Genomic DNA, 14,163 nt, shown 5'->3' with positions numbered 1-14,163 from the left:
CTATTTAGCTTGCAATGAAATTGTGATAAAATTGTGATAAAGTTTGTTCTCCAATGTCCTTACAGCTTCTCTTTTATGAGCTTCTGATAGATGAGCATATCTAAGAGTCATTGTAATTGTCTTGTGTCCAAGTAGCTCCTGAACGGTTCTCAGGTCAATTCCAGCCATCACAAGCTGACTTGCAAAAGTATGTCTTAAATCGTGAAAAGTAAAATCCCTTATGCCAGCTTTCTTAAGTGCAGTGGCAAAGCTTCTTTTAAATTCAGTTAGTCTTGTTCCTGTTTTTGGATTGATGAATACGTAATCAGTGTCAAGCCTTCTTTGTGTGTAAAGTTGTCTAAACAGTGTCTTTAAGCTCTCATTCATCGGGATCTCTCTTCGCTCACCGTTTTTGGTTTTTTCAAGAAGTATTAGTCCATTTTTCAGGTCAATGTTCTCCCATTTAAGATTAAGTATCTCTCCTCTCCGCATTCCTGTATTAAGTGCGGTAAAAACGATTGGATAAAGATAATTATCACAGTGTGATAAAAGCCTTTGGATTTCCTCTTGATTAAGATATCTGAGCCTTTTTGTCTCTCCCTTAAGTGGTTTAACCTTGTCAATCTTTTTAAAGGTAGCCTCATCTATCAGTTCCCAATCAAGAGCCTTTCTAAATGCGTGCTTCACAATGTGAAGGAGTTTGTTAACAGTAGCTGGTTTTCTTGTTGTTGCAAGTTCGCTAACAAACAGGTCAATATGTCTCGTATTGAAATCCATCAAAGGAGTTGACTTAAACCATTCAGGAATCATATTTAGTGAGTATCGTTTTGTATTATATGAACTTTGTTTTTTACAGAAAGGCAGATACTGCTCAACAAAAAACTGATTGAATGTTATCTTTTCCTTTTTCTCTGGTTGGATTACTGCTACCTTGCCAATTTTAAGCTCAAGAAGTATCTTGGCATAAACAGCCTCAGCTTCCTTTTTATCTCTGCACTTTGTAGAAAATCTAATCTGTTCACCGTTGTGAGTTAGAGAAGCCCAATAAATTTTTCCTCTCCTGTATAAGCCCATAGTTACCTCCTAACTATGGCTCAAATACAGGGTTTCCCTTGTCAAAGACCTTTGTCCTTAACATAATTTACCCCCTCTTTAAGATTTTTTCAAGCACTCTCTTGGCTATAAAATCTGTTTTTTCACTTGGCTCATATGTGATTGTTCTTTCAGAGATAAGCTTCATTAAATCTGTCTCTTTAAACCTCAATGCCCTATTTGAAAGCTTCACACAGGGAAGCTTTCCTTCTTTCACATAGTTATAAACTGTTCTTTTTGATATCCCAAGAATCTTAGAAACTTCAGAAATCTTCAGCAACCTTAAACTATTCTCAGCCACCTCTGATTCATTTCTTTTTATATTCCACTTAACCTTATATTTCCTTTCTTGTGAATTATCCATCTCATATAAAAAATAAAAATCTCTCTAAAAGTTGGACTGAAAATTATTTTTTTAGGCTTTAAAAAAATTTGATTATGTTAAGTGATAATTTTTTTTGATAAAAGGACGTTTTCTCTGTTTTCATATATAACAGGCGATAGAATTTCTCATGATTGTTTTAATAAAATTGAAAATGAAGTAATAGATAATCTTTTTTATTTTTTTAGTATTATTTTATAGAAATCCTTCCAACGTAGATGCTGCGGCGCAGCAGCATCTACCATAAATCATTAAGCCACTCTTTGCTCATTTTTTAAATAAATAGAAATTAAGTTATTGAATGTATAAAATTTAATTTTAATCGTATGAAGGAAATTTTCATTGTTGCGAAAAAGTTTGATATAACATATTGAATTATAATTAAAAATTTTAGAAAATTAAGGATGTTTAATGACAGTTTACTCTAAAGATAAAATAGAGGAACCGCTACAGTCTATTAAAATTACACCATCCCTCTTTGCCAAATCTTTGACCCTATCAGTAAATCCATTTTTGCTAAATAAAATGTATTTGTTTTTCTGCCTTTTACCATAGTAAGAGATTTTTTTTGATTTTTCAACGAGCTCATGATAGACATTTTCGCCTACTTTTTTGTTACTCCACTTACATTCTCCGAAATAAACCGTCTTAGTTTCATCATCTAATGCAACTATGTCTATTTCACTGTCTTTTGTCCACCATTTACCAATTTGGCTAAACCTTATTAGCCCTTTCTGCATTAATATTTCACATATTTCTATACAGGCATCTTCGAAAACAGAGGATACATGATGTTCAAACTGCTCTTTTATGTAATTCAATAATACATCTCCTCTTCCAATCTCTATCCATCTTCTGTTTGGAAAGATGAATTTAAACCAAAAGTTAAAATATCTATCAAAAATCCGATACAAACCTAATTTACTTTTCTCAGGGTTTTTCTCTGTTATGGGAATTTCTTTCTTAACATATCTTAGTGATTTAAGTATATCAAGATATCTTGACACCATGCTTTTTTCAAAACCTGTTTCATTTATGATTTCTGAAAGTTTGTGTTTTCCCTGTGCAATTGCCTTCAAAATTACAAAGTAGTTTCTTGGCTCTCTTAATTCTTCTCTTACGATAAACTCTACTTCGTTGTATAAAAAAGAGCTTTTATCTAAAACAAGGTCTTCTATGTTTGAAAATATGTCTTTTTTAGTATCAATTTTTTCAAGATATGCGGGAATTGTTCCAAAGACAGAATAAATTTTTACTATATCAGAGATTTTTTTGTTTGGAAAAAGTTCAAAAAGGGCTGATATGTTCATTTCCTTAATTTCTAAGGAAGCGGTTCTTCTTCCATAAAGAGGTGCTTTATAATGGAGGACTTCCTTTTCCATCATACCAATACTTGAACCCATAAGAATTAAAAATGTCTGAGTTTCTTTTAGATATTGGTCTATACCCTTTTGAAATATTGATGATATGGCAGAATTAGAGTTAACAAGATAGGGGAATTCATCTATTACCAGTATTAATCTATCCTTTGATTTATCTTTCAAATATCTAAAAAGCTGATACCAATCTTTAAACCCAGCCTCAGTGAGTATCTGGTCTCTGAAAAACTCACCGACTTCTTTACCTAAATTTTTGAGTTGTTCTCTCTCTGAAACTGAATCAGCAAGATAATATATAGCGGGTTTGTCCTTTATGAACTCTTGAATTAGCCTTGTTTTGCCAACTCTTCTTCTTCCATATATGGGAACGAACTGAAAGCCTTCTTTAGAGTATAATCTGTTAAGTGATTCTAATTCATTTTTTCTGTTGATAAATTTCAATTCTCCCATAGTATAATCCAGTTTAGTATAATTATAATTATACTTAAAAGATGGTTAAAACGCAAGAAATTTTAATATTTCAATTTAGTAAAAAAATAAAAATTTCATAAAAAAGAGATTTTGTAAGTGTTTAGGTCATATTTAGTAAGATAAAAATGCAGCGGCGCCGCTGCATTTTTATATTCTGAAAATGGCTTGACATACTTTTTAAACTAACTTTATAAAATTTCAAAAGATAAAAATGTCATGCTTCAATCTCATTTACAAGTTTTATTATTTTTTCAGTTATTTCTTGATACTTTTTGAACCACTCAGAATCATCAGGAATTAAGTTTTTATCAAAATATTTATCTATTGCATTTTCAGCTAAAGATAAAATTAGCTCTGGTTCAAGAGCATCAAGTTCGTAGCATTCTGTAAGTTTAAGTTCTTCCAGAAATCCATTTATTCTCGTGTCTTTTTCTTTTAAAGGCATGGGTATAAGCCCTTCTGTCTGGTCTGGGTTTACTGCTATTCTTTCAATTGTTACGGGTAAGTCTGAAAACTTTTTCTGTATCACTTCGTAAATGTTCCATCCTGAAGGGTCAAGGTCTCCAAAGTATAGAATGACGCATTCTTTGCCTTTTCTTATCTGTTCTTTAAATCTCTCTTTTGCTTCATGAATTTTGGTAAGTGAAGAGTATCCCCTGCTTGGATAAAGATTAAGTTGATGCTTATCTGCAATTTTTTTGAAAAGCTTAAGTAAAGCATCTTTTTCAATCCAAAGCTCTAAGTGGTAGTCTTGATTTTCCCATATATCAATCTCTGGTGGCTTAAGTGAAGATATTACGGCATCTTTAACTATATCTTTTGGATTTGTTTTTATTGAGATAGTTTTTGGCTTTAAAAGATATCGTGAACGATCTTCAAAAGCAAAATAATCAATTATCCCCATCTCTCTTGCATCGGTAAGCTGAGCCACTAAATTTGAATAGCTGTTCTCAGCATTGCTTATGTATCCTTTACTTACAAGCTGATAATAAACCTGTCTTATGGTTACAGCACCGTATTTTGAATTAAGTTCATCAATTATATTTTTGCAAAGTAGAAGAAAAACATATCTCCAGGGTTTCATTGATTTTCCATATTCTTTTAAAATATTTTCTTTGGTGATATTCTTTTTTTCAGCTATTTTTTGACACTTTTCTTTTATTAGAATCCAGTCCTTTTCACCAGCAGCTGATTTTATGGAGATGTTTTTGTAGAAGTTTTTTATGTATCTTGAAATTTTGTATGGTATTTTAACTCTTTCTTTATTTTTGTCAGCATAACGAATGTTCGGAGAGTGATATATAAAAAGGCATTTAATTGGCTTCTTTTTCTGAGGCTCATTAAGAAAGGATGTTAAATTTACAACATAACCATCCTCATCGGAGCTATAAAAGATCGAATGAACTAAACTTCCATTCACGCATAGAACATTATCTTTAAGCTCTCTGCTTGCTATGATCTCTATGGTTTCATTACTTGAAAGAGAAATCTTTTTATAGCTAAGAACCTCAATTCTCTCAGATATTGCATTTTTACCATACCAGAACGCTTTAACTGGTTTTGCAACTTTTTTCAAAAATTTAGAAAATTCGGAAAATCTGTCTTGCTCAATCTTGAACTGTTTTTGATTGGAGTTAATTATTACTGGATGGTTATCTATATCTGAGAGCATTATTGCAATCATAAGCCCCTGTCCAATAGCTCCTCTTTGATATGATTTTTTGAGGTATTTGCTTGTTATCCTTTCAGAAAAGTCTGAAATAACCTGTAGCTGGTCTTCTGTAAAGATACCTTTGTTTTTAACAGTGAGAGTTATATCTTTTAAACTAACTTCAACTATGTAATCTTTCTTTTCAGCCTCATCACATGCATTATCGAGAATCTCTTTCACAACTACCAATGAACGATTAAAACTTGGAGGTATGAATCTCTTTAGTTCTTCTAAATCTGTAAACTGTCTAAAAACTGGAATTTTTAAAAGCATTGTAAACCTCCTTCTATTTTTTATTTTCCGATTAAATTATACCCAAATAAATTTTTCACTAAATTTTCTCCTTACAATAAAAAAATAAAAAACATAGAAAATTTTTAATAAAAAGTTGAAAATTTTGAATTTTCTTTTTTAAATAATGAAAGACCAAACCTTATCAGTTTTATCAATTATTTCTTCCTGCAAATAAATTAGTTAAAAAATCTCACAATAATTGCCACTACCTTTTCATGAAATTTCATGAAGCCCCAAAAAAGTATGGAAAGTTCAGATCTGTCAATTTTGTAGGATTAGGTAACATTAAAAAATTGATTCTATAGCATATGCTATTATTCATAAAATTATTATTTTTCCAACTTCAAACTCCCTCATATCCATTTCAAGGTATTTTGATGGAGAGATTTCTTACCTGCACTTTTATCATTTCTTTCTTTAGGTGATTTATTATGTTCGTATTTTGAGCAAATCAGATTCATCCGAATTAGATTGATCATTTCTTGAAAATTTTCTCAACAATCTCTGGGAATTTCCTCTTTTTTACAAAAAATTCTGCAAAAATCACACCGTATTCATTTACATTGAACCCTTTTTTCTCTATTTTCTTACCATCATATTGCAAAAACATTCTCATAGCTGATGACTTAAACCTCTTGAATAGTTTTATCAGACTAAATTTTCCAAAATCTTTTAAGACTGCTGTTTCTATCTCCTGAGAAATGTAATATATGAGAAACGTGGTTCTTGCTAAACCATATTTATTAAGGAAGGATATAAGATATTTAAAATCGTTTTGGCTTAATTTTCTCTCAAGGGAGGGATTTTTGTTCTTGTTCGTGAAAAAACATGCAATAAGCTTCTCTGTTGTATCAATTAAGTCTCCATATTTTTCAACATAATAGTCTGTCTTTTGAGTATAAAAGTTAGTGTAAACTTCCAAAGAGAGCTTTTCTCTGTTTATTTTTAAATCTAAAATTTCGTAATATGTTCCAGATAGATTTTCTTTAAAATATTTATAGTATCTCTTTATTCCCATTATTTCACTTTTTGTGAAGTATTTGTTTAAATCAATGTTCTTGATTGAAAGAATCTGATTTTTAACCCTTTTATGATAGGGTATCATTATCGTATCAAGAACAAATAGGAATTTCTGTATTATTTTTGGCTGATTCCAATTGATTTTTTTCCAAACTACTATCCCTGACTTCAGGTTTTTGTATAGGTAAGAATTTAGTGTTAATTGGAAGTAATTTTTTTCTTTAACTATATCAATTGGCTTGAACTTGATACTTTTTATTTTCTTTTTCTTTTTATCCTTTTCAGACCAGAAGCAATAATTTTTGAACTCTATCTCTCTTGCAAAAAAATTTATTGAGTCTTCAATTTTCTTGTATGAACTTTTATCTTTCCCCCATCTTAGTAGCGAGATAATTTTTCTACAGCTGAAAGTTATTGTCTGTTGTCTTTGAGTGTTAAACAACTTCATTAAGCCAAACCAAAATTGTATGTGTCTCCAGTATACTTTGTTGTATACGAGATATTTATTAATATTACTCTCTATACAGATTTCCTCTACAGAATCATCTGATGCCTTTTCCCTCTTTTTTGTTTCAGGTTGTTTCAAAGTCTCTCTTTTATAAATTTTGTCGTATTTTTGTTTTGTGTTTTCAGGTTCAATTTCTTGCTCACTATTTTTAACATTATCATGAATAGAGACATTTGCAAAGAGATCGGCAAAATCTACATAATCTTCATAAAAATCCTTCTCGGTGATTTGTTCTGGTTTGTCATTTTTTTCATTCAGAATTCTCTCTTCAGACTCAATATTTTTTGTTTCTTTCATTTTAACCCTCCATATTGTTTTTATTAAAAAATAAAAATCCTCATGAAATTGAAAATTATTCAAGCAGATAGGGGTAGAGAGAGGGAAATAGTTTTTTTAAACTTAGAAAATTAACGTATCAGATTATTTATTGAATTAAACAGTAAGAAAGTAGAACTTTTAATTTCAGATTACATAACTCCAAAGTAAAGAGCTTTTGGATTTATCCTGATTTTTGAATGAAATGTCCTGATTTTTATTGAAAGTGTCCTGACTTTTATAAGACTTGTCCTATTTTTTTATAAGTTGTCCTGTTTTTGATTGATTTTTATTGTAAAGTGATTGATATTTTTAGATTTTTTCATGATATAACCAGAAAAAAAATAACATTGCTAAAATTAAAAACACAAAAAATTAAGGTAAAAAAAGAAAATATATATTTAAACAATAGTTAATTAATTAAATTATATTTATTTAAATTAGAAATAAAATAACATTGCTAAATTCAAAAAATTTCCAGAGAAATTTTTTGAATAGTTTTAAAAATTTCAAAACTTAAAATATAAATAAAAAAATTATTATTTAAAACAGTAAAGTTATAGGGTCTCAAAATTTTAATAAAAATCAGAAGAATTTAGAAAAATCTTTTAAATTACTTATGTTTATTAATTTCCTATTCAGCCAAAAATTACCAAAACTGATCTAATTATAAATTTTTAAATACATTTCAAGGTTTAAATGATGCGATTCCACAGAATTGTATTGGAATTATAAAGGACTCAAAATTGTTATTCATTTTTTCATGAGTAAAAAAATATGAAAATAAATAGCTTAATTTGAAATTTATCATTACTCAATCCTTTATGCTGATCAACTTTACTCTGTTTTATAAATCATTTAATATTAGGGGAGGATCAGTTTTATTGAGAATTTTCACAAATAATACGTCTTATCGAGGCTTTAGTATATTAAGCAAATGCTAATTTACCCTTTGGTTGAGGGATTTCTCTGCCTAAAGATTTTGCAGTTTCTATCCATTCCTCAATTACTACCTTAACATTATTAACTGCTTCTTCATAGGTTTTGCTATCAGCCATGCATCCTGGAAGTTCTGGCACTTCAGCGATGAAAGCCTCATCTTCCTCAGACCAATAGATTATTATTTCATACCTATACATCTTTTACCCCTTGTGAAGCTTGTATTTTAATATCAAACTTCTCACTTGTTTTACTTGATAGGGTTTTGCTTTTCCATCAATCAACGGTTGCAAATTTATTATTTCCTCAATTTATTCCCTAAAAATATATGATGACTTCCCTTTATTCTCTCCTTAAAGCCAAAATCTATTAACAGTTTTCTTAGATCTTCAAACCTTAAATTTTTATCTGATAATCCAGACAACAATTTATCAAGAAATTTTTTGTCTACGCTCATTAATATATTTTATCACAGACTTTTCTTTTATCTAAAAACTATTTAATTATGGAAATTACGGTAACGAATAGTGCCAAAGCCTTGAAGTTAAAATTTACCATCACAGAATTTGAATTTCTATAGACAGTATTAATATTTTCTAAAGTGTAAATAAATTTTTGAGTAAAGGCACTAACGGTCATTAATGGCTACAGATAAAATTTATATGAAAAAGGCAGAAGAGTTCTTTTTATCTATTAAAGATTTTTATCGATGCATTACAAAGATGTCGGGACGTCCCGACATCTTTTCTGAATTTTAATTGTTTTAAACATAAGACTTTTGAATGATAAGAGAGAGAGAGAAACATACCTTATTATAATTTTTTTGATGTTATTATGAAATCAGATGCAGCGGCGCCGCTGCACGACTTTCCTCGTTAGACCTCATGAAATTTTCTCTGACTTTTTACATGACTGCCTGATTGACAAGAAGATGAAAGACATAGGGGTTTATTTTTTTAAATAAATAATAACTCAAAATTTTATTTTTATTACTCATGTGTTCTAGTTAAGAATGTTTTTTATTTTTTTATTAATAAATCAGAAAGAGAGGTAAAAAGATGTCAATTAAAAATAATTTAGAAAAATATTTTATGAAAAAATTCAAAAGAGCAAGAAAATCAGTTTTAATTGCATTAAACACTCTTAAATTTTATGTTAACAGAGGAACTCATGAAATGAAGTTAATTACATTAACATTTTCTGATATAATACAGTTTAAAAATTTTATTGATAACAATGGGTTAAACACATATTTAACTAATTTAAGGATACATATAGAAAGACAATTATCAGGTAGAAAGGATTTCTTTTATATCTGGGTATTAGAAGCTCAAGAAAGAGGAGTACCACATTATCATTTAATTTTAGTTTTACCAAAAGGTGTTTCAATAAAATTTCCTGACAAGTCTAATTGGCATTGGGGAAGCAGTAACATAAGAACTGTTAGTTATCATACATTTAACGTAATAGTTTCTTACTTAAGTAAGAGTTTTAAATATAAAAAACATTTTAAAAAGATTATATTAAATAGGTTTTCAAAGGCATTATTTAATTTTTTAACAACTGCACCATATCTTTTGAATTTAAAGAGAAAAATAAGAATTTTTGGTATTTGTCAAAAATTAAAGACTGATCTGTTTTTTGAATCTTTAAATTTTAAAGATTATTTAAAAATACTGTTTAAGAGAAAATATGGCTATAATCTTATTGTTTTAATTACCAGGGACATAGGAAAATTTATCTTAGATATAATAGTCTACGACGAACTGCATAATGTAGTTGATTATTCTCTTGAAAATGAATTCAGAAACGGCTTTGAGTATTTAGTGATAATTAAAAAATTTGCCAAAAGATTCATTTAAATCTTAGTCACTTTTTGAAAAAAATACAATCTTCTGAAGCACGACTTACAGCAGTATAAAGCAGATTCAAATGATATTGATCATAGTTTTTATTTAATCTTAAGTCTTTAAGCAGAAATACTTCTTTGTATTCTTTACCTTTGCAACTGTGAACTGTTCCCATATAGAGTTCTTTATTTTCCTTTTTATATGAATTGTATTTATCAATAATTTTTAAAATTCTATCTGGTGAAAGCTCTTGAGCTAAGCGATAGGCAGTGATTAGGTCTGACTCTTGAGAGAAATTTTTTCCATACAATAGCAGATTCTTTAAATACCCAAAAAATTCTGTATTAGAGCTGTTTTTAAGGTTATGGTATACAAATTCAATTAAAACTTTTTCTTTTTTGATTTTATATTTATGACATAGAATTTCTGGATTAATTTGATGAATAATGCAACTCAGCGTAAAGTGAAGCTTAAGTATTTCTTCAATTTTTCTTTCAAATTTAACCATTTTCTCCAATTCCTCAGGCAGATTAAGATAAAATTTTATCAATTCTTCATTAGTTCTGCTTATTATTGCTTTTGATTTTTCTGGTGTATTAATTTGCTTTGACTTTATTAAGTTTTTTTCACCTTTTAGCTTTAAAATTTCATTTGCTATTTTTGTAACTTTTTCATTTAATCTAAATGACACTGTAAGATATGCTTCCTCTGTATTATTTAAATAATCTATCAGATTTACTCTCCCTGTAAAGTTGTAAATAGCCTGATGCTTGTCTCCAAAAAGAATTAAATGTCTTATGCATAAGTGCTTTGCAAAACTGAAAATTGAGAGATTTATATCTTGGGCTTCATCAATTATGACCATGTCATAGTTAAGCTTAATTTCACCTCTTGCAAGAAGAGTTAAACACTTTTTGAGATAATAGTCAAATCCGCAGGGAAGCTGATTATATTCAATTTTTCTAATTATCATATTTAAATGTTCTGGAGTGATTTTACGGTCACTAATGATTTTATATAAATCTTTGTCATTTGATATAATTTCAAAAAACTGCTCAGTCTCATCTAAGAGATATTCACTCCATAGGAAACTGTTAAAAACTGAAATAATGCCCAATGCTGAATCAAAATCTTTTGTAATATTAGACTCCATGAGATTTAAAGCTTTAAGATTGTTAATTGTTCTATATTTAAAATATCCAATTTTTGCAAGCATATCGTAAGCTAATCCGTGGGCAGTAGAAATCTTTAGATTATTACTTTTTATAAAGTATTTTTTTGATAGGTCTTTTGCCTCATTCTTCATGGACCTGTTAAAAACAAGATAAAGGGTACTGTAATTTCTCTTTAATGCTTCATCAATAAGACCGAAACAGGCGGTAGTTTTTCCAGTACCCGCGAGTGCATTAATTTTAAGAGATTGAACATTAAAGGCTTTATTGATTACGAATTTTTGTTCTTCTGTAAATTCTTTTATCATAGATTCCTCCATTTAATTATTTTTTTATAAAAAATAAAAAACTAAATGAATCTGATGAAAAAGAGATTTTGATAGCATAAGGGTGGTAGCAGATGTTGCGACGTCGCAGCATCTGCACACCTATTACTATCTTCTCCTGAAACTTTCCTTTTGCTTAATAATTCCAGCTTTTTCAATTACTTTTAAGATTTAACCATTTCTCTCTTAAAGTAAAATTGAAATATAATAAGAAAAATGATACTCATAGGTAATGCCCTTGAAGAACTAAAAAAGATTGACTCTAATTCCGTTGACTGTATAATTACTTCTCCCCCTTATTATTACTCAAGAAACTACGGTAGTGAATGTGAAATACTCTGGGATGGTGACAAAAGATGCAAGCATATATGGGATAAATACAATTTCTGCACAAAATGTGGTGGCTGGTATGGACAGCTTGGTTTAGAACCAGATGTGGATTTATATGTAAAACACCTTGCAGACATATTTGACCAGTGCATGAGAGTATTAAAAAACACAGGCAATGTCTTCTTAAATATCGGTGATACCTATGCCAATAGCTTAAGAAGAAATCTCTCCTTCCATAATTCTTCTTTAATAAGTGATTCTCATACAGATAGAAAAAATGGAGGACCCATTCCAATATACAGGTTTAAAAAACACAAACACTGGGTTAAACCAAAACAACTTCTACTTGTACCATACAGACTGGCAATACAGATGCAAAGTAGGGGATGGATAATAAGAGACATGATAGTATGGAGCAAAAAGGTCTATGACGTGAAACAGAAAAGACAGATAGGTTCAGGAATGCCTGAAAGTGCAATGGACAGATTAAGCAAAAGTTATGAAGTAGTAATCCATGCAGTAAAATCAGAAAGATACTACTTCAAAAAGCCAAAGACAAATCCTTTACATATTAAAAGTAAAAACAGTAAAAATTTAACAAATAAAAATAACCATACCAATCATAACACGAATCAAGAAAAAGTAAGCATAAGTAAGCTTATAGAGGCAAGTCCTATCAACTCAAAATACATAAAATCAGAATCAATCTCACTCAGTGCCTCCTATGCAGCAAGAAGAATACTTAAATTTCGAAATCCTGACAATTCATTCATAGAGCTTTATGAAGAAGCAGTAAACAATGTTAATGGATTCCTAAAGAGAAAACTCAAACAGTCGGGTCTTTCCTTAAGAGAACTTTCCCTTATAACAGGTATAAGTAAAGGAACACTTTGTCATTTTTTCAGAACAGACCTAACAGGAGCAGCAATACCCTCGTGGGAGGCATGGGAAATAATAAAACCAGTGCTTGACTTGCCTGAGTATGAAGAGATAGTAAAAGACGAATACAAAAAAGCAGTCTTGGTAATATCACCTTTAGCCTATGTTGGGAATGTTTGGTTTGTAAATCCTGAAAGGATAAACGTAGCTCACTTTTCAATCATGCCACAGAGACTTGTAGAGGCTCTTTTAGAGATGGGCTGTCCTGAAGAAGGAGTAGTGTTAGACCCATTCTTAGGTTCAGGAACAGTGGCATTAGTTGCAGAGAGAATAGGAAGAAAATGGATAGGAATAGAGATAACTGAAAAGTATGTCCAGATAACAGAAGAAAGATTAAAGGCTCAGCGGGAAAATTTAATGCTTAATAACAAAAACAGTCAGTAATACTCTCCTAACTCAAATTTTCGGGGCGCTCTGAAAGAAATCTTTAAATTTAACCAAACAAAAATTCTATTTTTTCCAAATAGCTTTTTTATAATCCACCGATAATATAAACCCTTATCAGTCTTATGTCCAAAATAAATCTTACCACCTCCAAAATTAGGGTATAACTAAGTAGAAATAAAAAATTTTAAAAAGGAGGAAAAAGCCATGATAACAAGCGTTACAACTTTAAAGAAGGAGCTTACAAACCCGATGGATTTGACCGAGAATCTGAAAACATGCCTTACCAACGAACAGGAGAACAAATGGAATTTGTGTTCAATTTGCCATGAAATTATCCTTGAAAAAGAGTGGGAAAACAAAGGATTTCAGAATCTGAGGCAGTATCTCAATGAACTTAATGCTTATGGATACCACATTAAGCTTAAGACCTTTTATGACTATGTAAATGTAAATAGGCTAATTCTTAAGTTTGGAATCAAGAAAAGTGATTTTATGAAAGTAGGTTTTTACAAACTAAGAGAGCTATGTTACTTAGTAGAAAAAGTTAATGAAGAGAAAATCGCAGAACTGCTATCCAAACTTCCATATCTAAGTGTAAAACAGATAAAGAGGATAAAAAATGAGATCCTCAATCCTGAAAGAAGTGTTAAGAATGAAGACAGTCGCTTTGAGGTTTCTGAAGGAGATATAAGAGAATTAGAAAGGATGCATGAAGAGGAAAATGACAGTTCAGGACAAAACGTAAAACATGAAAAATTTTATTACCTGTCCTATCCTCATGAAAATGAGGCAGAAACAGTTGAGAAAGCCTTAAACATAGCAAGAGAATTAACTGGAAATGATTATGACAGTGCCTTATTCCTATATATCTGTGAGAAATTCATCTACTTTTATGAGAAAGGGCTTTTAGGGGCTTAAGTCGGGACGTCCCGAAAAGAAGGGGTGGCTTAAGGGTAATAAGTCACCTCCTCGTTAAGCTTTTTATGAAATGAGTTTTGTCCACATTTTAGTAGCTCTCTTTTCTTTTAAGGCGACTGATAAGTTTTAATGAGTTTTAGAGTTCAATAGA

Annotated in this window: 10 protein-coding genes and 1 pseudogene; 3 read left to right on the top strand and 8 right to left on the bottom strand. The window is 30.0% G+C overall.

Translation table 11 applies throughout. From position 1 onward, the window contains the following. The 7 genes and pseudogenes from TAGGR_RS06710 to TAGGR_RS11165 form a co-directional block, all read right to left on the bottom strand. On the bottom strand, positions 1-1,053 hold the full coding sequence (locus TAGGR_RS06710) for a tyrosine-type recombinase/integrase (protein WP_059176604.1): 1,053 nt from the start codon (positions 1,051-1,053) through the stop codon (positions 1-3). A gap of 67 nt (positions 1,054-1,120) precedes the next feature. Then, on the bottom strand, positions 1,121-1,435 hold the full coding sequence (locus TAGGR_RS06705; protein ID WP_038058652.1) for a helix-turn-helix transcriptional regulator: 315 nt from the start codon (positions 1,433-1,435) through the stop codon (positions 1,121-1,123). 437 nt (positions 1,436-1,872) lie between these two features. Beyond that, positions 1,873-3,282 carry an ATP-binding protein gene (locus TAGGR_RS06700; protein ID WP_059176603.1) on the bottom strand — a complete coding sequence of 470 codons (1,410 nt, stop codon included), beginning with the start codon at positions 3,280-3,282 and terminating at the stop codon, positions 1,873-1,875. Between the two features lie 235 nt (positions 3,283-3,517). Further along, a complete protein-coding gene (locus TAGGR_RS06695; RefSeq protein ID WP_059176602.1) occupies positions 3,518-5,287 on the bottom strand; it encodes an ATP-binding protein in 1,770 nt (589 codons plus the stop codon). A gap of 496 nt (positions 5,288-5,783) precedes the next feature. Then, entirely contained in the window at positions 5,784-7,133 is a 1,350-nt protein-coding gene (locus TAGGR_RS06690) for a hypothetical protein (protein WP_059176601.1), read from the bottom strand. Positions 7,134-8,080: 947 nt separating this feature from the next. Beyond that, positions 8,081-8,290: a type II toxin-antitoxin system HicB family antitoxin gene (locus TAGGR_RS06685; RefSeq protein WP_059176600.1), complete on the bottom strand. Its 210-nt coding sequence runs from the start codon at positions 8,288-8,290 to the stop codon at positions 8,081-8,083. A 3-nt stretch (positions 8,291-8,293) separates the two neighbouring features. Next, positions 8,294-8,547: pseudogene (locus TAGGR_RS11165) on the bottom strand (type II toxin-antitoxin system HicA family toxin). Positions 8,548-9,148: 601 nt separating this feature from the next. On the opposite strand from TAGGR_RS11165, the gene TAGGR_RS06680 reads away from it, so the two are divergent. After that, on the top strand, positions 9,149-9,952 hold the full coding sequence (locus TAGGR_RS06680) for a rolling circle replication-associated protein (protein ID WP_059176599.1): 804 nt from the start codon (positions 9,149-9,151) through the stop codon (positions 9,950-9,952). 7 nt (positions 9,953-9,959) lie between these two features. Here TAGGR_RS06680 and TAGGR_RS06675 read toward each other — a convergent pair whose 3' ends face one another. After that, positions 9,960-11,420: a UvrD-helicase domain-containing protein gene (locus TAGGR_RS06675; RefSeq protein ID WP_059176598.1), complete on the bottom strand. Its 1,461-nt coding sequence runs from the start codon at positions 11,418-11,420 to the stop codon at positions 9,960-9,962. A gap of 234 nt (positions 11,421-11,654) precedes the next feature. Between TAGGR_RS06675 and TAGGR_RS06670 the strand changes: the two genes are divergently transcribed. After that, entirely contained in the window at positions 11,655-13,091 is a 1,437-nt protein-coding gene (locus TAGGR_RS06670; protein WP_059176597.1) for a DNA methyltransferase, read from the top strand. Positions 13,092-13,298: 207 nt separating this feature from the next. Next, on the top strand, positions 13,299-14,012 hold the full coding sequence (locus TAGGR_RS06665; protein WP_059176596.1) for a hypothetical protein: 714 nt from the start codon (positions 13,299-13,301) through the stop codon (positions 14,010-14,012). Positions 14,013-14,163: the final 151 nt, after the last annotated feature.

This window comes from Thermodesulfovibrio aggregans, assembly GCF_001514535.1.
Taxonomy (GTDB): Bacteria; Nitrospirota; Thermodesulfovibrionia; order Thermodesulfovibrionales; family Thermodesulfovibrionaceae; genus Thermodesulfovibrio; species Thermodesulfovibrio aggregans.
Note: the sequence above shows the minus strand (reverse complement) of the source record. Positions and strands in the feature narration are given on the sequence as shown.

Excerpts from the sequence above, each read along its gene's own strand:
- TAGGR_RS06665 (WP_059176596.1), top strand. The coding sequence starts at position 13,299 with ATGATAACAAGCGTTACAACTTTAAAGAAGGAGCTTACAAACCCGATG.
- TAGGR_RS06685 (WP_059176600.1), bottom strand. The coding sequence starts at position 8,290 with ATGTATAGGTATGAAATAATAATCTATTGGTCTGAGGAAGATGAGGCT.
- TAGGR_RS06710 (WP_059176604.1), bottom strand. The coding sequence starts at position 1,053 with ATGGGCTTATACAGGAGAGGAAAAATTTATTGGGCTTCTCTAACTCAC.
- TAGGR_RS06700 (WP_059176603.1), bottom strand. The coding sequence starts at position 3,282 with ATGGGAGAATTGAAATTTATCAACAGAAAAAATGAATTAGAATCACTT.
- TAGGR_RS06705 (WP_038058652.1), bottom strand. The coding sequence starts at position 1,435 with ATGGATAATTCACAAGAAAGGAAATATAAGGTTAAGTGGAATATAAAA.
- TAGGR_RS06690 (WP_059176601.1), bottom strand. The coding sequence starts at position 7,133 with ATGAAAGAAACAAAAAATATTGAGTCTGAAGAGAGAATTCTGAATGAA.
- TAGGR_RS06680 (WP_059176599.1), top strand. The coding sequence starts at position 9,149 with ATGTCAATTAAAAATAATTTAGAAAAATATTTTATGAAAAAATTCAAA.
- TAGGR_RS06670 (WP_059176597.1), top strand. The coding sequence starts at position 11,655 with ATGATACTCATAGGTAATGCCCTTGAAGAACTAAAAAAGATTGACTCT.
- TAGGR_RS06675 (WP_059176598.1), bottom strand. The coding sequence starts at position 11,420 with ATGATAAAAGAATTTACAGAAGAACAAAAATTCGTAATCAATAAAGCC.
- TAGGR_RS06695 (WP_059176602.1), bottom strand. The coding sequence starts at position 5,287 with ATGCTTTTAAAAATTCCAGTTTTTAGACAGTTTACAGATTTAGAAGAA.